21 protein-coding genes and 1 tRNA gene are annotated in these 20892 nt (G+C 61.5%); 18 read left to right on the top strand and 4 right to left on the bottom strand.

Annotated features, from left to right (window positions below):
• Nucleotides 1-749 precede the first annotated feature (749 nt).
• The 7 genes from AC07TV_RS10440 to AC07TV_RS10410 are packed head-to-tail and all read left to right on the top strand — an operon-like array spanning nucleotide 750 to nucleotide 5826.
• Nucleotides 750-1511 (top strand): hypothetical protein, encoded by a 762-nt coding sequence (locus tag AC07TV_RS10440; protein WP_494648322.1) that lies wholly within the window; start codon nucleotides 750-752, stop codon nucleotides 1509-1511.
• A gap of 27 nt (nucleotides 1512-1538) precedes the next feature.
• Nucleotides 1539-2429, top strand: coding sequence for a 4-hydroxybenzoate octaprenyltransferase (gene ubiA, locus AC07TV_RS10435; RefSeq protein ID WP_494648321.1), 891 nt, complete (start codon nucleotides 1539-1541; stop codon nucleotides 2427-2429).
• Nucleotides 2426-2848, top strand: coding sequence for a cytochrome C (locus tag AC07TV_RS10430; protein ID WP_494648320.1), 423 nt, complete (start codon nucleotides 2426-2428; stop codon nucleotides 2846-2848). Before ubiA ends, AC07TV_RS10430 begins: the two co-directional genes overlap by 4 nt.
• A complete protein-coding gene (locus tag AC07TV_RS10425) occupies nucleotides 2845-3468 on the top strand; it encodes a cytochrome c (protein WP_494648319.1) in 624 nt (207 codons plus the stop codon). Before AC07TV_RS10430 ends, AC07TV_RS10425 begins: the two co-directional genes overlap by 4 nt.
• Complete coding sequence (gene ubiD, locus AC07TV_RS10420; RefSeq protein WP_494648465.1) at nucleotides 3465-4928, top strand: 4-hydroxy-3-polyprenylbenzoate decarboxylase; 1464 nt, start codon at nucleotides 3465-3467, stop codon at nucleotides 4926-4928. The genes AC07TV_RS10425 and ubiD overlap by 4 nt, the downstream gene beginning before the upstream one ends.
• Nucleotides 4925-5422, top strand: coding sequence for a GNAT family N-acetyltransferase (locus AC07TV_RS10415; protein WP_494648318.1), 498 nt, complete (start codon nucleotides 4925-4927; stop codon nucleotides 5420-5422). The genes ubiD and AC07TV_RS10415 overlap by 4 nt, the downstream gene beginning before the upstream one ends.
• A complete protein-coding gene (locus tag AC07TV_RS10410) occupies nucleotides 5419-5826 on the top strand; it encodes a DUF4870 family protein (RefSeq protein ID WP_494648317.1) in 408 nt (135 codons plus the stop codon). Before AC07TV_RS10415 ends, AC07TV_RS10410 begins: the two co-directional genes overlap by 4 nt.
• Nucleotides 5827-5829: 3 nt before the next feature.
• Here the strand turns inward: AC07TV_RS10410 and AC07TV_RS10405 are convergent, their stop codons facing one another.
• From AC07TV_RS10405 to AC07TV_RS10390, 4 genes are read right to left on the bottom strand one after another with little or no spacing between them, the layout of a single operon-like run.
• A complete protein-coding gene (locus AC07TV_RS10405; RefSeq protein WP_494648316.1) occupies nucleotides 5830-6282 on the bottom strand; it encodes a CopD family protein in 453 nt (150 codons plus the stop codon).
• 20 nt (nucleotides 6283-6302) lie between these two features.
• Entirely contained in the window at nucleotides 6303-7004 is a 702-nt protein-coding gene (locus AC07TV_RS10400; RefSeq protein WP_494648315.1) for a hypothetical protein, read from the bottom strand.
• Complete coding sequence (gene dacB, locus AC07TV_RS10395) at nucleotides 6997-8481, bottom strand: D-alanyl-D-alanine carboxypeptidase/D-alanyl-D-alanine endopeptidase (protein WP_494648314.1); 1485 nt, start codon at nucleotides 8479-8481, stop codon at nucleotides 6997-6999. Before dacB ends, AC07TV_RS10400 begins: the two co-directional genes overlap by 8 nt.
• A gap of 52 nt (nucleotides 8482-8533) precedes the next feature.
• Nucleotides 8534-10618, bottom strand: coding sequence for a methyl-accepting chemotaxis protein (locus AC07TV_RS10390; RefSeq protein WP_494648313.1), 2085 nt, complete (start codon nucleotides 10616-10618; stop codon nucleotides 8534-8536).
• Nucleotides 10619-10961: 343 nt separating this feature from the next.
• Between AC07TV_RS10390 and AC07TV_RS10385 the strand changes: the two genes are divergently transcribed.
• The 11 genes from AC07TV_RS10385 (at nucleotide 10962) to ppk2 (ending at nucleotide 20714) form a co-directional block, all read left to right on the top strand.
• Complete coding sequence (locus AC07TV_RS10385) at nucleotides 10962-11252, top strand: co-chaperone GroES (protein WP_494648312.1); 291 nt, start codon at nucleotides 10962-10964, stop codon at nucleotides 11250-11252.
• 73 nt (nucleotides 11253-11325) lie between these two features.
• Nucleotides 11326-12978, top strand: a complete 1653-nt coding sequence (gene groL / locus AC07TV_RS10380; RefSeq protein ID WP_226403592.1) for a chaperonin GroEL — start codon at nucleotides 11326-11328, stop codon at nucleotides 12976-12978.
• Nucleotides 12979-13184: 206 nt separating this feature from the next.
• Complete coding sequence (locus AC07TV_RS10375; protein WP_494648311.1) at nucleotides 13185-13493, top strand: DUF485 domain-containing protein; 309 nt, start codon at nucleotides 13185-13187, stop codon at nucleotides 13491-13493.
• A 1-nt stretch (nucleotide 13494) separates the two neighbouring features.
• Nucleotides 13495-15174 carry a cation acetate symporter gene (locus tag AC07TV_RS10370; protein WP_494648310.1) on the top strand — a complete coding sequence of 560 codons (1680 nt, stop codon included), beginning with the start codon at nucleotides 13495-13497 and terminating at the stop codon, nucleotides 15172-15174.
• 365 nt (nucleotides 15175-15539) lie between these two features.
• A complete protein-coding gene (locus AC07TV_RS10365) occupies nucleotides 15540-16211 on the top strand; it encodes a response regulator transcription factor (RefSeq protein WP_494648309.1) in 672 nt (223 codons plus the stop codon).
• Nucleotides 16189-17694 carry a sensor histidine kinase gene (locus tag AC07TV_RS10360; RefSeq protein ID WP_494648308.1) on the top strand — a complete coding sequence of 502 codons (1506 nt, stop codon included), beginning with the start codon at nucleotides 16189-16191 and terminating at the stop codon, nucleotides 17692-17694. The genes AC07TV_RS10365 and AC07TV_RS10360 overlap by 23 nt, the downstream gene beginning before the upstream one ends.
• Nucleotides 17695-17758: 64 nt before the next feature.
• Nucleotides 17759-17834: transfer RNA gene (locus AC07TV_RS10355), tRNA-Phe, on the top strand.
• A 9-nt stretch (nucleotides 17835-17843) separates the two neighbouring features.
• Nucleotides 17844-18182 carry a hypothetical protein gene (locus AC07TV_RS10350; RefSeq protein WP_494648307.1) on the top strand — a complete coding sequence of 113 codons (339 nt, stop codon included), beginning with the start codon at nucleotides 17844-17846 and terminating at the stop codon, nucleotides 18180-18182.
• Nucleotides 18183-18189: 7 nt separating this feature from the next.
• Nucleotides 18190-18963 (top strand): class I SAM-dependent methyltransferase, encoded by a 774-nt coding sequence (locus AC07TV_RS10345; RefSeq protein WP_494648306.1) that lies wholly within the window; start codon nucleotides 18190-18192, stop codon nucleotides 18961-18963.
• A gap of 113 nt (nucleotides 18964-19076) precedes the next feature.
• Nucleotides 19077-19532 (top strand): SixA phosphatase family protein, encoded by a 456-nt coding sequence (locus AC07TV_RS10340; RefSeq protein WP_494648305.1) that lies wholly within the window; start codon nucleotides 19077-19079, stop codon nucleotides 19530-19532.
• A 57-nt stretch (nucleotides 19533-19589) separates the two neighbouring features.
• Nucleotides 19590-20714, top strand: coding sequence for a polyphosphate kinase 2 (gene ppk2, locus AC07TV_RS10335; protein ID WP_494648304.1), 1125 nt, complete (start codon nucleotides 19590-19592; stop codon nucleotides 20712-20714).
• Nucleotides 20715-20892: the final 178 nt, after the last annotated feature.

The raw sequence follows: 20892 nt of genomic DNA, 5'->3' as shown, positions 1-20892 counted from the left end.
GAGCAGGAGCAGGAGCAGGAGCAGGAGCAGGAGCAGGAGCAGGAGCAGGAGCAGGAGCAGGAGCAGGAGCAGGAGCAGGAGCAGGCGGCGGGGGCGGCGCAATGGCGGGCTTCGCTACAGCGACCGGCTCACGTGCGAGTACGACGCGCAGATCTGGCACTTCGACTCGTCGAGCTTGCCAGGGGAAGGCGAAGCCGGGCAGCCCGAATTCGTCACCGCCGAAGGTCAGGCTCAACAGCAATGCATGAAAGAACAGTGAAACCAGCATCGGCAGATAGAGTTGCCGATCATCCTGAATCTGGCGCCGGCCCGGGTGGGCAGGATAGCTGTCGGGCGCCTGATGCGGTGAGGAGGTCGGTTCCGGCGCGGCGTCTGGCGTTGTCGAACTCAAGCGCACCCCGCCATCGTGGTCCGGGCGCGGGGCGGGTGGCGGGCTGTCCGCCGGGCCGGAGCACGCCAAGCTTGGTCGGTCGCTGACTTGGCGAGCGCTCTCTCGGTCGCGGCCGAGTTTTGGCAGATGCCACGGTCAGCAGGTGAGTTGATATTCATGCGCTGATTATGTGGTCAGAATCATGCCGCCTGCAACGATGCCATGGTGTTCCATTCGACTCGGCGGTGCTGGTGGCGATTTGGTTTAGCCCTTGATTACCCTTTCAATTTTGGCCAATTTTTCCGGTTGACCGTGGCATTCGGCTTCAGGGCATTGACGCCCCGTTAAAATAGCGCTTTTCCCCTCGATTCGATTCGCCATGACGACAGCCGCCCAGATTCCCGCCGATCAACTCGCCAAGCTGGCCAGCGCCGAGACCCAGCGGCTCGCTGCACGCATGGCACAGGACGTTTTTGCCGGGGCTTTTCGTCAGGCGGCGACCGTCGATGCAGCGCCCGATGTGGTGGTGCTCGGCGAGGTGGCGGCGCACTGTTTCGACTGGTGTCAGGCTGCTGCCAGCGACGAGGCGCGGGCGCTGCGCCTGGCCATGCTGATCAGCGGCCTCGACCAGTGGGGGCTGGCCTACACGCAGGCCTTCAATCTCGAGGCGATTCACTCGCTGACGGCCTTGATCGGTGGCTTGCGGACCCGGCTCGATGCTCGTCAGGACACGCTCTTCCAGCAGTATTTCGAGCAGATTATCGACGTCGAGTCCGACGCCATCGACTTCAAGGTCGATCTGCGCCGCAGCATCCACCTCGCCTTGTGGCACGCCATGGCCGCTTGCGAAACGGACGAGCAGGTGCAGGGCATCGTCCTGCCGCTGGGCAGCATGATGGTTGCTCTCAACGAACAGATGCCGGAACTGGGCTGGCGCCTGCTGGCCGATGCGCTGGCCAATATCCAGATTTCGCTGCTCTCCGATCTGGCGCCGAAATCGCCGCTGGCCCAGGACGGGACGCAACAGCTTTTCGCCTCCCTGCGCCACGCCCTGCCCGCCGAACGCTACCAGGCCATCCTCGCCCATGCCGGGCAGGCGGTGGTGGCGTGGCAGCAAGCCAGTCGGCACAGCGCCACCTGAACTTTGCCACCAAGGTAAAATCGCCCGATGAACTGGCCTGCCCTCAAGGAAAAACTCGACCTCTACGAAAAGCTCATGCGGCTCGACAAGCCGATTGGGATCCTGCTGCTGCTTTGGCCGACGCTGTGGGCGTTGTGGCTGTCGGCGCTGGGGCGGCCGAACTGGTGGGTCGTCTGGATTTTTGTTCTGGGCACCGTACTCATGCGCTCGGCCGGCTGCGTCATCAACGACTACGCCGACCGCGATTTCGACAAGCATGTCGAGCGGACCAAAGAGCGCCCGCTGACTGCCGGCAAGGTGACGACCAAGGAGGCATTGGCGCTTTTCGCCGGGCTGGCGCTGCTGTCCTTTGCGCTGGTTCTGCTGCTCGGCAACACGCTGGTCATCTGGCTGTCGGTGCCGGCCCTTTTCCTGGCCGCCAGCTATCCGTTTACCAAACGCTTTCTGGCCATTCCGCAGGCTTATCTTGGCATTGCCTTCGGCTTCGGCATCCCGATGGCCTACGCGGCGCAGGTCGGTGGCGTGCCGGCCGAAGCCTGGTGGCTGTTGCTCGCCAACGTGTTCTGGGCGGTCGCCTACGACACCGAATACGCCATGGTCGACCGCGAGGACGACCTCAAAATCGGCATCAAGACCTCGGCCATCACCTTCGGTCGCTTCGATGTGGCGGCGGTCATGGTTTGTTATGCGGCAACGCTGGCGATCATCGGCGGGATCGGTTACAGCCTGAATCTCGGCTGGGCCTTCTACGCCGGCCTGGTCGTCGCCGCCAACATCATGGGCGTGCATTACACCTGGATTCGCGGCCGCGAGCGAATGCCCTGCTTCAAGGCTTTCCTGCACAACAACTGGGTCGGTCTGGTGATATTTGTTGGTATCGTTGTTGATTTCGTGGTTTCCGGAAGGAGCTTCGGATGAAGGCTTTTATTTTTGCCCTGTTTTTCCTGTCGACCGTGGCAGTGGCCGAAGATACCCGTCAACTGGCCAAATTGCCCGAACCGGCGCAGGAGTCGCTGCGTCAGGAGATGCTCGACAATCTCGTGGCGGTCAATGAAGTGCTGTCCTTGATGGCGGCCGGCAAGGTCAAGGAGGCCGGCGAGGTGGCCGAACGCGAACTGGGCCTGTCGGCCATGGGCAAACATCGCAGCAAGCCTTTTGACGCCCGGCCCGGCCCGCACATGCCGCCGGCCATGCACGGCATCGGCATGGATGGTCACAAGGCGGCCAGCGAATTCGCGGCAGCGGCCAAGACCGGCGATCGCGACAAGGCGCTGGCCCTGCTGCCCAACCTGACGGCAGCCTGCGTCGGCTGTCACTTTTCGTATCGCACGCGATGAAATCTGCCGCCGTCCTGTTCGGGCTGGCCTGCGTCGTGCTGGCGCCAGGGGCGTTCGGTAAGACGGATACGGTCAAGAAGACGGTGATGGTCAACAAGACGGTTGCAGTAAAAAAGGCGCCGCCGGTCAAAAAGACCATGGCCGCAAAAAAGACGACGCATGCCCCGGCGCCGTCGAGCCCGAAGTTGGCGCAAGCGAAGAAAGTCCAGCCAGCGCCGGTGTCCGCCCCGGCAAAGCCCGACAATGCCAACGATGAACGCGAGCTGATCAGGATGCCGTCGCCGGCCCGGCTGGCCATGCGGGCTGAAATGCGCGACCGGATGGCGGCGCTCGATGGCGTGCTGCAACGGATGCGCGACGGCCAGGTGGTGGGAGCCGGCCAGATTGCCCAGATACGACTCGGCGTGGCACTTTGGGGCAACCACTCCCGGCTGCCGAAGGCGGCGCAGCCGGAACAGTACATGCCGCAGGAAATGCAAAACCTGGCGCTCGATGGCTACAAGGCTGCCAGCGATTTCGCCACCGTCGCCCTGACCGGCGACCAACATACCGCCACCGCCATGCTGCCGCAATTGACCGGCAGCTGTGCCCAATGTCACCAGGCCTACCGAATCCGATGAAATATCACGACTTGCGCGACTTCATGTCGCAACTGGAAAAAACCGGCGAACTCAAACGCGTCGGCGTCGAGGTCGATACCCGTCTCGAAATGACCGAAATCTGCGACCGCGTGCTGCGTGCCGAAGGTCCGGCCATTCTGTTCGAGAAACCGAAAGGGCACACGATTCCCGTACTCGCCAACCTGTTCGGCACGCCGAAAAGGGTGGCGCTGGGCATGGGCGAGGAGTCGGTGCAGGCCCTGCGCGAAGTCGGCAAGCTGCTGGCGTATTTGAAGGAACCCGAGCCGCCGAAGGGCCTCAAGGACGCCTGGGACAAGCTGCCGATCCTGAAGCAGGTCATGAACATGGCGCCGAAGACGGTGTCGAGCGCACCGTGTCAGGAAATCGTCTGGGAGGGCAAGGATGTTGATTTGGCGAAGTTGCCGATCCAGCATTGCTGGCCGGGCGACATCGCGCCGCTGATCACCTGGGGTCTGGTCGTCACCAAGGGGCCGCACAAAAACCGGCAGAATCTCGGCATCTACCGCCAGCAGGTGCTCGGCCCGAACAAGGTGATCATGCGCTGGCTGGCGCATCGTGGCGGGGCGCTGGATTTTCGCGAGCATCAACTGGCCAACCCGGGGCAACCGTTCCCGGTCGCTGTTGTTTTGGGCTGCGATCCGGCGACCATCCTCGGCGCCGTGACGCCGGTTCCCGATTCGCTGTCCGAATACCAGTTCGCCGGCCTGCTGCGTGGCGGCAAGACCGAGCTGATCAAGTGCCTCGGCTCTGCTTTGCAAGTGCCCGCTTCGGCCGAAATCGTCCTCGAAGGCGTCATCCATCCGGGTGAAACGGCCCTCGAAGGGCCATACGGCGACCACACCGGCTACTACAACGAGCAGGCCGAGTTCCCGGTATTCACCATCGAGCGCATGACCATGCGCAAGAACCCGATCTACCACAGCACCTACACCGGCAAACCGCCCGACGAGCCGGCGGTTTTGGGCGTGGCGCTCAATGAAGTCTTCGTGCCGCTGCTCCAGAAGCAGTACCCGGAAATCGTCGATTTCTACCTGCCGCCGGAAGGCTGCTCGTACCGGATGGCCATCGTCAGCATCAAGAAGGCTTACCCCGGCCACGCCAAGCGCATCATGTTCGGTATCTGGAGCTTCCTGCGCCAGTTCATGTACACCAAGACGATCATCGTCGTCGATGACGACATCGACATCCGCGACTGGAAGGAAGTGGTCTGGGCGATGACGACGCGCATGGACGCGACGCGCGACACGACGCTGGTCGACAACACGCCGATCGATTACCTCGATTTTGCCTCGCCGGTGGCCGGCCTTGGCTCCAAGATGGGGCTCGATGCGACCAACAAGTGGCCGGGCGAGACGACGCGCGAATGGGGACGGCCGATTGTCATGGATGACGGCGTGAAGAAGAAGGTCGACGCCATGTGGAGCGATCTCGGGCTATGACCGTCAAAGTCATTCCGCTCGACTTGTCCGACCTGGCCCAGGCTGAAATCTGGCTCGGCCTGCTCGACCACTATGCGCAGGATCCGATGGGGGGCGGCGATGGCCTGTCCGACTACGCCAAGCTCAATCTCGTGCGTACCATCCGCGAGGTGCCGGGTTTCCACGGCGCGCTGGCCTGGCTCGACGGCAAGGCGGTCGGCCTGATCGACTGCTTCGCCGGCTTTTCGACCTTCGCTGCGCTGCCCCTGCTCAATGTTCACGACATCGTCGTGCTCAATGGCCTGCGCGGCCAGGGCATTGGTCAGGCCCTGCTGGCCTGGGCCGAAGAACGCGCCTGCCAGCTCGGCTGTTGCAAGCTGACGCTCGAAGTGTTGTCCAACAATACGCGGGCGATGGCCTCCTACCAACAGGCCGGCTACGCGCCGTATGTCCTCGACCCGGCAGCCGGCAACGCGCTGCTCATGCAGAAAATCCTCCCGGAGGTGGCCCCATGAATGACCCCGTTCCCGCCCCAGACCTGCGCGGCGTCCGCCCCTCGCTCGTTCAGCTCACCCATTTCATCTACGGCCTGCACGCCATTGCCGTGCTCATCGGCATTACCTCGGCGGCGACGGTGGCAGGCGGCTTCGTCTTTGGTCTGCCGTCGCTGTGCGCGGTCTTTCTCAATTACCTCAAGCGCGGCGAGGTCAACGGCACCTGGCTCGAAAGCCATTTCCGCTGGCAGATCCGCACCTTCTGGTTCACCTTCCTCGGGCTGGTTTTCTACGGCCTGCTGGTCATCACCATCATCGGCATTCCGCTCGCCTGGATATTGATCGCCGTGCTCGGGCTATGGGTGGCCTATCGGGTCATCCGAGGCTGGATTGCGCTGTTTGGCGTCAAACCGGTCGACAACTAAGGCTTAAAAACCGACGCCGAAACAGGCGACGGCGACCGTCGCCACGCCCAACCCCAGATTGAGTGCCACCCGCTGGCGGATGGTGTTCATCGCCGCCCCGGCCGCCGGCCAGTCCTGAGCGGCCACGCCGGCCTGCAGCCTGGCGAAATGGCGCAGCGCGATGTCGACGAAAATGATGGTCATGACCAAGCCGCTGCTCAGCATGACGTGCCAGTGCAGCGGCGCGTTGGCAAAGCCGACGTTGAGCATGCGCGCGATGCCGGAGAGCAGGATCAGGGCAATCGCAACTGCAACGATCCTGAAGAAGCGGCCAAGGACGCCGGCCAGCAGCGGCAGCCGCTGCGGGGGTTGAAGTTGTTCGGCAGCCACCGGGCGCAGGCAGAAATGGGCGAAGAACATGCCGCCGATCCAGATGATGACGCCGGCGAGGTGCAGAAAGAGAAGTATCGAGCGCATGGTGTTTTCCAGTGGGGTGGTCAGGGTTTGTCGATGTACTGCCGGAGCATGGCCAGCGACCGGCGGTAACTGTGGGCGATCTGTGTCGCCTCGTAGCGATGTTCGGCGCCGACCGGGCAGGCCTGGCGGGCCGGGCAGCCTTCGGCGCAAGGAGATTCGGTCTGCAGGCGGTAGCCGCTGCAGGCTTGCAGGTTGAACTGGCGGCCGGCCAGCGCGTCGGCCGGGCAGGCCGTGATGCAAGGCGTCGACCGGCAGTCGAGGCACGGGTTCCCACGGTCAACCGGAAAAAACGCCGAAAATTGAAAATCGATCAGCACGGCCGCCCGATAGGCGTACCAGCTACCCCACTCGGCGTCGATGCCGATCATGAAGGGCGAAGTGTGGTGCCAGCCGGCCAGCTTGCCGAGGGCCTGCAGACCGACCGGCTGCTGGCCCGGATAAACGATGCGGTAAGCCCGGCCGGGCAGATGTTCGACCAGCCACGCTTCAACGGTGCACACGGTGTAGTCGTCGATCGGATGTTGGCTGGCTATGCCGGCCGCCTGCACGCGTTCCCAGAGCCTCCGGCCGGCGTGGCCGAGCAGGATGAGCTGGTGAAAACCGGTGGTGTCGCCCAGTGTTTTTCGCGTTTCTTCGGGTAGCCCATCCAGATCGAAGAGGAATTGCCGGTTGAGGCCGGCCTCGGCCAGCCCCCCGCCCGGAAAAGGTGGGCGCTCACTCATTTTCAAGGACTGGCACTTTCTCGCCAATGCGCCGTTGGGCGACCCAGACGAGCAGGGCGTCGATGGCTGCGCTGCCGCCTTGGGCGCGCGGGTGGTTGATCAGGAAGGTGACGGCATGGCGCTGACCGTGGGCGTCGAGCGCGTAGCCGGCGGCGGTCTTGACGCCATCGAGCGTGCCGGTCTTGATGTGGGCGCGGCCGGTGGCGGCGGAGCCGTTGAGGCGTTTTTTCATGGTGCCGTCGATGCCGACAATCGGCAGGCTGGAGACAAATTCGGGCATGACCGGGCTTTTCCAGGCATCGAGCAGCAGGCGATTGAGGCTGTCGGCGCTGATCCGCTCGATGCGCGACAGGCCGGAACCGTTGTCGAGGACGAGTTCGCTGAAACGCAGATTGCGCGCCGTCAGCCAGTCGGTGATCCGCTGCCGGGCGCGTTCGGCCGTGGCTGGCGCAGAATCGTTGCCAACGGTCAGGAAAACCTGGCGGGCCATGACGTTGTTGCTGAACTTGTTGATGTCGCGCACGGCGTCGGCCAGCGGCGCCGATTCGTGCTGGGTGAGCAGCCTGGCGCCGACCGGCACGCTGCCGGCGCGGACCTGGCCGTTCAAGGTGCCGCCGAGTTCCTTCCACAGGGCGCGGATCAGGCCGCTAGTCTGGGCTTCGGCCGGCAGGGGCGACAGGCTGAGCGGCTTTTCGCCACACAGCGCGGCGTAGCTGCCGGTGAATTCGAGCCGATTGCCGTTGTTTTCGGGAATCAGCCGAACGTTGATGAAGTCCTTCCAGTTGCTGCCGCATTCGTTGTTGCTGGCACGCAACTGGTTGTCGACACGCAGTCCCTCGCTCGGCGTCTCCATAAGGATGCGCGGCTTGCCGTTGTCCGGCTGCAGGGTGAAGCGCAGGGCGCGGAAATTGAGCAGAAAACCGTCCGGCCCGACGTTGTAGGGCCGCATCGGCTTGTCGTCGAAGGCGCCCGGGTCAATGGCCGGAATGTTGAAAACGCTGCGGTCGAGGACGATATCGCCGTCGATCCGGCGGATGCCGCGGACCTGAATCTGGCGAAGCAGGGCGGTCAGATGTTCGATGGCGAAGCGCGGGTCGCCGCTGCCGCGGATGTACAAATTTCCGCTCAAACTCCCGTCGACCGTGGAAGTCTCGGTCCACGCCGTGGTTTTCCACGTGTAGGCCGGGCCAAGCAGGTCGAGGGCAGCGTAGGTGGTGACCAGCTTCATGACCGAAGCCGGGTTCATCGCGCGGCTGGCGTTGTGGGCAACCAGCGGCGCGCCGGCGTCGACTGGCTGGACGACGACGGCGACGCTGGCGGCCGGAATCTGCGCTGCTTTCAGGGCCTGCAACACGGTTGGCGGCAGGTCGGCGCTGGCCAGCCCGGCCGCCGTTAGCAGCGCGAGTAAACCAAAGGCTTGGCGCAGCTTGCGACAGGCGGTCGGGTGTGGCGCCGGGCTGGGCTGGGGCAGAGTCATGGCGAAAAAAGGGGGCTCGAAAGCCCCCATTGTAGTCGTTGCGAGTAGCCGGTCAGCGCCGATATAGCTCGAAGGAAGAGATCAGCACTTCGAGCTGGTGCGAGGTGCTGAGCAGTTCTTCGGCGATCGACTTGGCGCTCTGGGCCGACTGCGTGTTCTGCTCGATCAGGTCGGTGATCTGCTGCATGCTGCCGGCCACTTCCTCGCTGGCAACGCCTTGCTGGCGAGCGGCATCGGATATCTGGCTGGCCATCAGCGAAACCTGGCTCGACGAGTTGGTGATGCCTTCGAGGCCGGCGACGCTCTCGCGCAGCATGCCAATGCCGGTTTCCACCTCCTTGGCGGCCAGATCCATGCTGGCCACGGCCTGGGCGGTGACCGACTGGATTTCGTTGACCGTGTTGTTGATGTCGGCCGTCGAGGTTGTCGTCCGTTCGGCCAGCTTGCGTACCTCGTCGGCAACGACGGCAAAGCCGCGGCCCTGTTCGCCGGCCCGGGCCGCTTCGATCGCGGCATTGAGGGCGAGCAGGTTGGTCTGGCTGGCGATGTCGGCAATGACGCGGGTGATGTCGCCAATCTTGGCGATCGACTGGTTGAGCTGGTCGATCGTGGCGTTGGATGCCGTGACAGCCTCGACGACGCGGGTTGTTGCCGCCATGCTCTGGCTGATGTTGGTGTTGCTGAGCTTGACCTGATTCTGCGAATCGCGGGCAGCCGACGCGGTTTCCTCGGCATTGGCTGCGACTTCCTGCACCGACTGGCTGAACTCCTCGGTGGCCGCTGCCACGCCTTCGACGCTGGCTTGCTGCTGCACGGACTGTGCCGAGACCTGGCTCATCTGCTGCTCAAGCTGGTTGCTGCGCCGGTCGATACTTCTTGCCGCCGTGCTGATTTCATCGAGCATGGCCTTGATGGTGCCTTGCATGACGCCGAGGTTGCAGAGCAGGACGCCCATTTCGTCGCGGCCGGAAATGTCGATTTCGTCGGTCAGCTTGCCGTCGCTGATCCGCTCGAAGTGCGTGTTGGCCTTGCGCAGTGGCGCGATGATGGAACGGACCAGCAGGCCGCCGCCGATGAGCGTGATGAGCAGGGCAAAGACGATCAGCCCGATGCTCATGTTGCGGACCGAGGCATATTCCGTTTCAGCCGCGATGTAGCGCGCTTCGGCATCGCTGCTCAATTGCTGAATCAAGGCTTCGGCGTTTTGCCGTAACTCGGCGTATAGCGGGTTGATCCGGGTCAGCAGGACCACGTTGGCTTCATCGAATTTACTTTCGGCCAGCAGGCTGCGTGCCGCGTTGACACCCTCTTTCGAGTATTTCTCGCGGCTTTCGCCAAACTTGTCGAGCAGGACTTTCTGGGTGTCGGTCAGCGTCTGCTTCTTCAAGACATCGAGCAGGCCGTTGATTTCCTCACGATTTTTCAGGGTCGCGTTGATATGCAGATCGAGCGGGTGATCGTGCATTTTGGCAAAGGGATTCGTCGCTTCGTGCTGCAAGGCAAGCATGATCTGCGAGCGGTTGTCAGCGAGCAGGAAGGTCATGCGATTGACTGTGTTGGATGGCAACAGATTGTCGCGGTACATCGCATTCAGCGCCTGATCTGTCCCCGCCAGGCTGCGCAGGCCAAAGAAGCCGATCAGGCCCATCAAGGCGACCAGTACGCCCATCGCGGCCCACAGGCGAGGGGCCAGCTGGATGCTGCGCCTGGTCGACACCGGCAATTTGCCGGCCGTGCCGGTGGCTCGGTAAAGGGCTTCGGCGGCGGCTTTCTTGTCTGCCGCCAGCGGGGTGCGCACCGACATGTAGCCGGTGATTTCGCCATTTTTCTTGAGCGGAACGACGAAGGCCTCGACCCAGTAATAGTCGCCATTTCGGCAACGATTCTTGACTGCGCCCCGCCACGGCAGGCCGGCTTTGACTGTTTGCCAGAGATCGGCAAAGGCAGCCATCGGCATGTCCGGGTGGCGGACGATGTTGTGGCTGCTGCCGATCAGTTCGGCGCGGCTAAAACCGCTGATTTCGACAAAGGCGTCGTTGGCATACGTGATGCTGCCCTTCAAGTCAGTTTTTGAGACCAGATAACAGTTCGGCGGAAAGGGGACTTCTCTTTGGGTAACTGGTTGGTTGTTTTTCACTGTTCTGCCTTGTTGGGGGTATTGCTTTTTGTTTGTTGTTGTAAAAATACCAAAAACCTATGACGGCGCCCAGTATTTTATTACCAAAGGCATATGTCGTGAGCCCCCTGTTGACTGAATCCGGACTGTCGGCAACGAAATTGCTGGCAACCGAGTGGTGGGGACGGTGCGGCTCTGTACAAAAAAAACAGACACCACCCTTGAAATAGCGGTTCCCCGCCCCTATTATTAGCACTCACCGGAGACGAGTGCTAATAACCCGCCAGCTCCGGTCCCGAATCCACGTTCAGGCGTGGTCGGCCAATTTTCCGTGTGTTGCAATTCAATTTCAGGAGTCAGATTTATGAATATCCGTCCTTTGCACGACCGAGTGATCGTCAAACGCGTTGAAGCCGAGCGCACCACCGCTTCCGGCATCGTCATTCCCGATTCCGCTGGCGAAAAGCCGGATCAGGGCGAAGTTCTGGCCGTCGGCCCGGGCAAGCGTGACGACAACGGCAAGCAGATCGCTCTGGACGTCAAGGTTGGCGACCGCGTGCTGTTCGGCAAGTATGCCGGCCAGGGCGTCAAGGTCGATGGTCAGGAAGTCCTGGTCATGCGTGAAGAAGACATCATGGGCGTTCTGCAGAAGTAATTTCTGCCCGTCTCGAAATGACGGTTGATCCCACGGTCAACCGGAAAATTGATCAAATTTCAGGAGCTATTAAATGGCAGCTAAAGAAGTCAAATTCGGTGATTCCGCCCGCGCCCGCATGGTCGAAGGCATCAATGTCCTGGCTGACGCAGTCAAGGTCACCCTTGGCCCCAAGGGCCGCAATGTCGTCCTCGAGCGTTCCTACGGCGGCCCGACGGTCACCAAGGACGGCGTTTCCGTCGCCAAGGAAATCGAACTGAAAGACAAATTCGCCAACATGGGCGCCCAGATGGTCAAGGAAGTTGCCTCCAAGACCTCCGACATCGCCGGTGACGGCACGACGACCGCGACCGTTCTGGCCCAGGCCATCGTCCGCGAAGGCATGAAGTACGTTGCCGCCGGCATGAACCCGATGGATCTGAAGCGCGGTATCGACAAGGCTGTTGTCGCTACCCTGGCCGAACTGAAGGCTTTCTCCAAGCCCTGTACGACGACCAAGGAAATCGCCCAGGTTGGTTCCATTTCCGCCAACTCCGATGCTGACATCGGCGAAATCATCGCCAATGCCATGGAAAAGGTTGGCAAGGAAGGCGTCATCACCGTTGAAGATGGCAAGTCCCTGGCCAACGAACTCGACGTCGTCGAAGGCATGCAGTTCGACCGCGGCTACCTGTCGCCGTACTTCATCAACAACGGCGACAAGCAACAAGCGCTGATGGAAAACCCGTTTGTCCTGCTCTACGACAAGAAGATTTCCAACATCCGCGACCTGCTGCCGATCCTGGAACAAGTTGCCAAGGCCGGTCGTCCGCTGCTCATCATCGCTGAAGATGTCGATGGCGAAGCACTGGCTACCCTGGTCGTCAACAACATCCGTGGCATCCTGAAGACCGTTGCCGTCAAGGCCCCGGGCTTTGGTGACCGTCGCAAGGCCATGCTTGAAGATATCGCCATCCTGACCGGCGGTACCGTTATCGCCGAAGAAACCGGCTTGTCGCTGGAAAAGGCTGTCCTGAAGGATCTGGGCCAGGCCAAGCGCATCGAAGTTTCCAAGGAAAACACCATCATCATCGACGGTGCCGGCGAAGCTGCGTCGATCGAAGCCCGCGTCAAGCAGATCCGCATCCAGATCGACGAAGCGACTTCCGATTACGACAAGGAAAAGCTCCAGGAACGTGTTGCCAAGCTGGCTGGCGGCGTTGCCGTCATCAAGGTTGGCGCAGCGACCGAAGTCGAAATGAAGGAAAAGAAGGCGCGCGTTGAAGATGCCCTGCACGCTACCCGCGCTGCCGTGGAAGAAGGTATCGTCGCCGGCGGCGGCGTGGCCCTGATCCGCGCCCGTGCTGCCGTTGGCAAGCTCAAGGGTGACAACCATGACCAGGACGCCGGCATCAAGATCGTCCTGCGCGCCATGGAACAGCCGCTGCGTGAAATCGTCGCCAACGCCGGTGACGAGCCGTCTGTTGTCGTCGACAAGGTCCAGCGTGGCAAGGGTAACTACGGTTACAACGCTTCCACTGGCGAGTATGGCGACATGGTTGAAATGGGCGTGCTGGATCCGACCAAGGTGACCCGCACCGCGCTGCAGAATGCTGCTTCCGTGGCCGGCCTGATGCTGACCACCGAGTGCATGGTTGCTGAACTGGCTGAAGACAAGCCGGCCGGCGGCATGCCCGACATGAGCGGCATGGGCGGTATGGGTGGCATGGGCGGCATGGGGATGTAATCTCCCGCCAAGCAAGCGTCACCGCTTTGAAAAGCCCCGCCTTGTGCGGGGCTTTTTGCTTTTCGGGCTTAGCCTGAGCTTTTGTCTGAAATTGCTTTGATCTGCGCTATGGGTTTTGTAACGGTCTGTAAGTTAGCTGTAAGACGCTGCGCCTAAATTACGATCCGCAGCAATGCCTCTATAAACAAAATCTGAGGAGCAAATCAATGCAAGACGTACTTGATCGGATTACAGCAAATCCGAAATTTCTGGAGTTTGTTGCCATGCGCAGCACTTACTCCATCATCATGGCTATTGTCAGTGCCGCCGCTTACTACGGCTTCATCCTGCTGGTCGCTTTCAACAAGGAATTCCTCGCCCAGAAGATCGGTGAGGGTTACACGATGAGTATCGGGGTGCCGATCGGCGTTGCCGTTATCGTCTTCACCATCGTCCTGACCTGGATCTACGTTCGCCGCGCCAACACCGAGTTCGACGCGATCAACGAAGCCCTCATCAAGGAGGCACAGAAGTAAGATGAATAAATTTACTCAAATTCTCGCTGGCCTTCTCGCCCTGGCTGTTGCTGGTGGCGCTGTTGCTGCCGGTGCCGACCTCGGTCAGACCGCCAAGCAGGCCACCAACTGGACGGCCATCGTCATGTTCGCCATCTTCGTCGGCGGCACGCTCTACATCACCAAGTGGGCTGCTTCCAAGACCAAGTCGGCGGCTGACTTCTACACCGGCGGTGGCGGCATCACCGGCTTCCAGAACGGCCTGGCAATCGCCGGCGACTACATGTCCGCCGCGTCCTTCCTGGGTATTTCCGGTCTCGTGTTCGCCAACGGCTTCGACGGCCTGATCTTCTCGATCGGTTGGCTGGTCGGCTGGCCTGTCATCACCTTCCTGATGGCTGAGCGTCTGCGCAACCTTGGCAAGTTCACGTTCGCTGACGTGGCTTCCTACCGTTTCGCCCAGACCCCGGTCCGCATCTTTGCTGCTTCCGCTTCCCTGGTTATCGTCGCCTTCTACATGATTGCGCAGATGGTCGGTGCCGGTCAGCTGATCAAGGTGCTCTTCGGCATGGAATACCTCTACGCTGAAATCCTGGTTGGTTCCGTGATGATGATGTACGTGCTGTTCGGCGGCATGACTGCCACCACCTGGGTGCAGATCATCAAGGCCTGTATGCTCCTCGGCGGTGCCACCTTCATGGCTGTCTCGGTTCTGCTGCAATTCGGCTTCTCGCCGGAAGCACTGTTTACCAAGGCTGTCGAAGTTCACTCCAAGCATGACGCACTGATGTCGCCGGGCGCCCTGATCAAGGATCCGATCTCCGCGATCTCCGTCGGTATGGCCCTGATGTTCGGTACTGCTGGTCTGCCGCACATCCTGATGCGCTTCTTCACCGTGCCGAATGCCAAGGAAGCCCGCAAGTCGGTTGCCTGGGCAACCACCTGGATCGGTTACTTCTACATCCTGACTTTCATCATCGGTTTCGGCGCCATCACCAACCTGATCCAGAATCCGGGCGACTTCTACGTCGGCGGCGAACTGGCCAAGGGTCTGAAGGGCGGCGGCAACATGGCTGCTGTGCATCTGGCCAAGGCTGTTGGTGGTGACCTGTTCCTCGGCTTCATCTCGGCCGTGGCCTTCGCCACCATCCTGGCTGTTGTGGCTGGTCTGACGCTGTCCGGCGCTTCCGCCGTGTCGCATGACCTGTACGCTTCCGTCTTCGCCAAGGGCTGCTCGTCCGAAGCCGAACTGCGCGTTTCCAAGATCACCACCGTTTGCCTCGGCGTTCTGGCTGTGGTTCTGGGTATCGCCTTCGAAAAGGAAAACGTCGCCTACATGGTGATGCTGGCCTTCGTCATCGCCTGCTCCTCCAACTTCCCGGTGCTCTTCATGTCCGTGTTGTGGAAGAACTGCACCACCCGTGGTGCCGTGGTCGGTGGCTTCGTCGGTCTGGCCTCTGCCGTGATCCTGACGGTTGGCTCGGCCAGCGTCTGGGAAGCCGTCATGGGCAACCCGAAGGGCTCGGCCTGGTTCCCGTACAACTCTGCTGCCATCTTCTCGATGTCTGCTGCGTTCTTCACGATCTGGCTGGTGTCCATTCTGGACAACTCCGCTCAGGCCCAAAAGGAACGTGCCCTGTATCCGTCGCAGCAACTGCGTTCGGAAACCGGTCTGGGTGCTTCCGGCGCCAGCGGTCACTAATAAGACGAATCATCGTCAGCAAAAAGCCCGGGCTTGCCCGGGTTTTTTTTGTCCTCAAATTTGGGCGATTTTTCCGGTTGACCGTGGCAAATGATAATTCGCGACTATCCGCGACCAGCCGAAGCCGCCATCGTGAAAACGCGGACGTGCTTGTGCACTGCGGAAATCGCAGGGCAGTTTATTTGATAGACTGTGTGGCTTGGGCGAGGGAAAAAACGGTAGGGGGTTGACCAGTGCAGGTCGGGCAACCCCCTGAGTAGCGGTCTGAACCGCGTACTCCAAAGACCATAAAAGGAGAACAGCCCGAACAGAATAATGCGACAGGCTTACAGAAATCTTACGCGGTCACAGGCCAAAACCAACACATGCGCATTCTTATTGCTGAAGACGACACCATCATCGCTGATGGACTTTCCCGCTCGCTGCGTCAGGGTGGATACGCCGTAGACTGGGCCCCCAATGGCCTGGATGCGGACACCGCGCTGCTCACGGTTTCCTACGATCTGCTCATCCTCGATCTCGGCTTGCCCAAGCTTTCCGGGCTTGACCTGCTCAAGCGCATTCGCTCGCGCAACTCGCAACTGCCGGTGCTCATTCTCACCGCCCTCGACGGCACGGGCGACCGCGTCAAGGGCCTGGACCTCGGCGCCGACGACTACATGGTCAAGCCCTTCGAGCTCCCCGAACTGGAGGCGCGAGTGCGCGCCCTGACCCGCCGTTCGGCCGGCACCTCGCCGACCATCCAGTGCGGTGCGCTGAGCTACGATCAGGTCGGCCGGGTGGCACAGGTCCATGGCGAGGTACTCGACCTTTCGGCCCGCGAAGTCGGGCTGCTCGAAGTCCTGCTCAGTCGCATGGGTCGTCTGGTCAGCAAGGACCAGCTGGTCGACCACCTTTGCGGCTGGGGCGAAGAGGTCAGTCACAACGCCATCGAGGTCTACGTCCATCGGCTACGCAAGAAAATTGAAGCCGGTGGCGTGAAGATCGCTACCGTACGTGGCCTGGGTTACTGCCTTGAGCGACCCCAGAGCGAGTAGCCCGCACGCGCCGGCTTCCGAAACAGAGCGCTCGCTGTTTGGCGAGATTCTCGACTGGATGCTGGCGCCCCTGCTGTTTGTCTGGCCGCTCAGTATTGCCTTCACCCATTACTTCGCCAACAACGTCGCCAACTACCCCTACGATCAGGCATTGCGCGAGCACGTCACGGCCATTGCCCGACAGGTCAAGCTGGTCAATGGCAAGCCACTGTTGTCCCTGCCGGCCTCTGCCCGGGCCATGTTGCGGGCCGACGAAACCGACAGCGTCTATTTTCATGTGCTCGCCGGCGGTGGAAAACTGCTGGCTGGCGACAAGGATTTGCCGGGGGCGGTAGCGCTGCCCGATGACTCGATCATGCCCGGCGAAGTCTATATGCGCGATGCCGATTTCAAGGGCCAGGACCTGCGCATGGCCTACACCTACCTGGCCGAGCCGCAAATGGCCAAGTCCCAGTGGGTGCTCATCGAAGTAGGCGAGACCACCGAGAAACGCAGTCAGCTCGCCAACAAGATCGTCGCCAGCGTGATCCTGCCGCAATTCATCATCATTCCGCTCGCCGTCATGCTCGTCTGGTTCGGCCTGTCGCGCGGCCTGCGGCCGCTGACCCGCCTGCGCCAGACCATCGAGGCGCGCGAGCCGGACGACCTCTCGCCGATTGCCACCCGGCGGGTTCCCGAAGAGCTGGAGCCGCTGGTCGAAGCCTTCAACGAAATGCTCGATCGCATGAAACGCAGCGTTTCGGCCCAGCAACGCTTCGTCGCCGATGCCGCCCACCAGATGCGCACCCCGCTCACCGGGCTCAAGACCCAGGCACAGTTTGCCATCCGCGAAACCGACCCTGAGGCGCTACGCCACGCTCTGCGCCAGATCGCCACCGGCGTGGACCGGGCCGGCCGATTGATCAACCAGTTGTTGACCCTGGCGCGCACCGAAGGTGGCGAAGTTACCCAGCAAAAGCACGAACCGCTCGATCTGGCCGATTTGATCCGCGACGTCGTCAGCGACTGGGTACCGGTCGCCATCGAGAAAAATATCGATCTCGGCTTTGAGTCCGAAAAACCAGCGATGATTGTCGGCAATTCATTCCTGTTGCAGGAACTCGCCAAGAACCTGCTCGATAACGCCCTGCGCTATACCCCCAGCGGCGGGCACGTCACCTGCCGCATTCTCGTCAATCAGGCGACCGTCCTGCTGGAGGTTGAAGACAACGGGGTCGGCATTAGCGAAGAGCAGGCCGAACTCGTCTTTGAGCGCTTCTATCGGGTGGACGATGCCACTACCGAAGGCAGCGGCCTCGGCCTGGCCATCGTTCAGGAGATTGCGATGCAGCACGATTCGCGGGCCAGTCTGCGACCCAATCCCAACCGCCGTGGTGCCGTGGCGCGGGTGGCTTTTGCCGCCTGGCATCCACCGGTTCCGCCAATGCCGCCGCCGGACGATTTTTCCGAGCTCTACCGCCAATCTCCGCCAATCGGGACCTGAGTCCTCAAAAACGCCTGTGCTGGTTGCGGAGGAGCGGTGACATCGCTATAATGCGCCCTCGTTTGGCCAATTAGCTCAGTTGGTAGAGCAGCGGATTGAAAATCCGCGTGTCCGTGGTTCGATTCCGCGATTGGCCACCAAATTCATCCTTGGATCTCAAGGAAAAAACGCCAACCCTCAGCGGTTGGCGTTTTGCATTGTGGAATGTGGTTCTTGCGCCGGTTATTATCGTGCTGCTGACTTCTTTCTTCTCCCGTTTTTCCAACCTGCATTCCACGCCATTTTTGGCGACTAGAGGAGGCCTCTTGGCCAAACCAAACTACCAGTTCGAAAAGCGCCAACGAGATCTCGCCAAGAAAGCCAAGCAGGAGGAAAAACGTCGCCAGAAGCTGGCCGAGAAGGCTGACAATGCTTCCGGCGAGGATGCGGCGTTGAGCCCGTCCGCGGCAGATGTTGCGCCTTCTGATGCCGGGACGCCCAAGGCCTGAGGACGACTTGAGTATCGCCGCAAACGTTCGCATCGAGGCGCTGGCGCCGGAGTTTGTCGACCGGGTTGCCGGGCTGGCCGAGGCGCTGGGTTTGCCGCAGGCGGGGGAGGCTGAATTTGCCTTGCAACTGGGGGCCGATGGCTTGCAGTTGCAGGAGCTGGGGCCGGATGCGGCGGGCCCGGTGCGGGTCGATTTCCTTGAGGGAGCGGTGGCGCATCGTCGTCAACATGGCGGCGGCAACGGCCAGATGATCGCCAAGGCGGTCGGCATCCAGTCGGGTGTTCGGCCGGTGGTTCTCGACGCGACGGCCGGTTTGGGGCGCGATGCTTTTCTGCTGGCCCAGCTGGGTTGTTGCGTCACGCTGATCGAGCGCCATCCGCTGATCGGCGCCTTGCTGGCTGATGGTCTGGGGCGGGCGCTGGTCGATCCGGAGGTGGCGCCGATCATTGCGCGGATGGATTTGCGGCTTGGCAATGCTATCGAGTTGATCAGGGATTGGTCGGCTGAACCACCCCAGGTCATCTATCTTGATCCGATGTTTCCGCATCGGGACAAGAGTTCGCTAGTCAAGAAGGAGATGCGCGTCTTTCGTCCTCTGGTCGGGGGCGACGACGATGCGGCGCAACTGCTGCAGGCGGCGCTCGGGCTGGCGACACATCGTGTCGTCGTCAAGCGGCCGCGCAAGGCGCCGAGCGTTGATGGCCAGCCGCCGGGCTATGTGCTGGAGGGGAAATCCAGTCGCTATGACATTTATCCCAAGAAGGCCTTGAAGGTCAGGTAGCGGCGGTTCGGCGATTTGTTTTGTTGTTGGCCGGGAGGCTTGAAAACTCGCTATAGTGAAATCAGGTGGTAACAGTTCATGGGCATACTGCGGGCTTTTGAGGAGGGGCGGTCATGGAATTGCTGCTGTGGCGCCACGCCGAGGCGGAAGATGGCGAAGACGATCTGAAGCGGCGTCTGACTTTGCGCGGCGAAAAGCAGGCGCGGACGATGGCGGCCTGGATTCTGGCCCATCAACCCAAGGATCTGCGCATCATCGCCAGCCCGTCGGTGCGCACCCAGCAGACGGTTGAAGCCTTGAAGCTGCCCTTCGAAACAATGCGCAAGATCGGGCCGGAGGCCTGTGTTTCCGAGCTGATCGCGGCGTCGGGCTGGCCCTCGGCTCAGGGTTCGGTGCTGATCGTTGGCCATCAGCCTTCGCTCGGGCGAATGGCGTCCTTGTTGCTGGCCGGGCATGAGTCCGAGTGGAGCATCAAGAAGGGGGCCCTGTGGTGGCTGAGCAACCGCGTACGCCGGGGCGAAACGCAGACCGTGCTGCGGGCGGTCATTCCGGTTGAAATGCTGGACTAGACAAGGCGCCGTGTTTGCCGTGAAATAAACTCTTTACATCGTTTGATGGAGAGAGAGATGGTCACCAGAAAAAAAACGACGGTAACGCCGCCGAAAACGATCGCCCCTGTTGAAACCAAGCCTGCCGCACGTGCCGTTCGCCGGCGCCGGGTGATCAGCGGGGATGTGCCGCCGGTGCTGACCGAGCAGGGCATTGAGGGGTTCACCGTGCGGGCTGCGGTCGACGGTGCCCAAGCTTCAAAAATGGGGGCGATGCGCGATGTTATCGCCGGGATGCCGGCCGACGAGTCGGTTGCCTTGCTCCGCGGGCTGCTCAAGCAGCAGGGCGTGGTCGTCGAGGAATTGCCGGCCAGCCCGGATGACGAGTTGGCCAAGGATTGGCGCGACGGCGGCTACCCGTACAAGAACCTCATGCAGCGCAAGAACTACGAGCGGCAGAAGTATCGCCTGCAGGTCGAGTTGCTGAAGCTGCAGGCCTGGGTCAAGGAAACCGGGCAGAAGGTGGTGATCCTCTTCGAGGGCCGCGATGCGGCGGGCAAGGGGGGCACCATCAAGCGGTTCATGGAGCATCTGAATCCGCGCGGCGCCCGTGTCGTGGCGCTCGAAAAGCCGAGCGACATGGAGCGCGGCCAATGGTATTTCCAGCGTTATGTGCAGCATCTGCCGACCAATGGCGAAATCGTCATGTTCGACCGCTCGTGGTACAACCGGGCCGGTGTCGAGCGGGTCATGGGTTTTTGTAGCGATCAGGAGTACTCCGAATTTGTCCGTCAGGCACCGGAGTTCGAGCGCATGTTGGCGCGCAACGGCACGCATCTGATCAAATTCTGGTTCTCGGTCAGTCAGGACGAGCAGCGCCGCCGTTTCGGCGAACGCAAGGTGCATCCGCTCAAGCAGTGGAAACTGTCACCGATCGACATGGCTTCGCTCGACAAGTGGGGCGACTACACCAAGGCCAAGGAGGCGATGTTCTTCCACACCGATACCGCCGATGCGCCATGGACGGTGATCAAGTCGAACTGCAAGAAGCGGGCGCGTCTGAACGCCATGCGCTACGTGCTGCACAAACTGCCATACAACAACAAGGATACCGACCGTATCGGCAATCTCGATCCGCTCATCGTCGGCCGCGCCAACGTGGTTTACGAGCGCGGCGAGCAGCAGGGCGTACCGATTCTTTAGGCTTCGGCGCGATCGACGGCATTTCATTTTTGGCCTTTTTTTACGGTTGACCGTGGAATGTCCCCGGCGGACGCCATGCGCCGGCGGGTTTGATTTTTGTTCCTCATGGGCACAACTGGAATACGGCCACCGGGACGGTTTATCCGTCCGGTGGCCGTATTGTTTTGCCGATCAGTTG

The organism is Azonexus sp. GW821-FHT04F04 (genome assembly GCF_059420025.1).
The sequence above is the reverse complement of the archived record's forward strand: the minus strand, read 5'-3'. Positions and strand labels throughout refer to the sequence as shown.

What these genes read in the sequence shown, in the direction of transcription:
- AC07TV_RS10440 (WP_494648322.1), top strand. Translation starts at nt 750, where the DNA reads ATGACGACAGCCGCCCAGATTCCCGCCGATCAACTCGCCAAGCTGGCC.
- ubiA (WP_494648321.1), top strand. Translation starts at nt 1,539, where the DNA reads ATGAACTGGCCTGCCCTCAAGGAAAAACTCGACCTCTACGAAAAGCTC.
- AC07TV_RS10430 (WP_494648320.1), top strand. Translation starts at nt 2,426, where the DNA reads ATGAAGGCTTTTATTTTTGCCCTGTTTTTCCTGTCGACCGTGGCAGTG.
- AC07TV_RS10425 (WP_494648319.1), top strand. Translation starts at nt 2,845, where the DNA reads ATGAAATCTGCCGCCGTCCTGTTCGGGCTGGCCTGCGTCGTGCTGGCG.
- ubiD (WP_494648465.1), top strand. Translation starts at nt 3,465, where the DNA reads ATGAAATATCACGACTTGCGCGACTTCATGTCGCAACTGGAAAAAACC.
- AC07TV_RS10415 (WP_494648318.1), top strand. Translation starts at nt 4,925, where the DNA reads ATGACCGTCAAAGTCATTCCGCTCGACTTGTCCGACCTGGCCCAGGCT.
- AC07TV_RS10410 (WP_494648317.1), top strand. Translation starts at nt 5,419, where the DNA reads ATGAATGACCCCGTTCCCGCCCCAGACCTGCGCGGCGTCCGCCCCTCG.
- AC07TV_RS10405 (WP_494648316.1), bottom strand. Translation starts at nt 6,282, where the DNA reads ATGCGCTCGATACTTCTCTTTCTGCACCTCGCCGGCGTCATCATCTGG.
- AC07TV_RS10400 (WP_494648315.1), bottom strand. Translation starts at nt 7,004, where the DNA reads ATGAGTGAGCGCCCACCTTTTCCGGGCGGGGGGCTGGCCGAGGCCGGC.
- dacB (WP_494648314.1), bottom strand. Translation starts at nt 8,481, where the DNA reads ATGACTCTGCCCCAGCCCAGCCCGGCGCCACACCCGACCGCCTGTCGC.
- AC07TV_RS10385 (WP_494648312.1), top strand. Translation starts at nt 10,962, where the DNA reads ATGAATATCCGTCCTTTGCACGACCGAGTGATCGTCAAACGCGTTGAA.
- groL (WP_226403592.1), top strand. Translation starts at nt 11,326, where the DNA reads ATGGCAGCTAAAGAAGTCAAATTCGGTGATTCCGCCCGCGCCCGCATG.
- AC07TV_RS10375 (WP_494648311.1), top strand. Translation starts at nt 13,185, where the DNA reads ATGCAAGACGTACTTGATCGGATTACAGCAAATCCGAAATTTCTGGAG.
- AC07TV_RS10370 (WP_494648310.1), top strand. Translation starts at nt 13,495, where the DNA reads ATGAATAAATTTACTCAAATTCTCGCTGGCCTTCTCGCCCTGGCTGTT.
- AC07TV_RS10365 (WP_494648309.1), top strand. Translation starts at nt 15,540, where the DNA reads ATGCGCATTCTTATTGCTGAAGACGACACCATCATCGCTGATGGACTT.
- AC07TV_RS10340 (WP_494648305.1), top strand. Translation starts at nt 19,077, where the DNA reads ATGGAATTGCTGCTGTGGCGCCACGCCGAGGCGGAAGATGGCGAAGAC.
- ppk2 (WP_494648304.1), top strand. Translation starts at nt 19,590, where the DNA reads ATGGTCACCAGAAAAAAAACGACGGTAACGCCGCCGAAAACGATCGCC.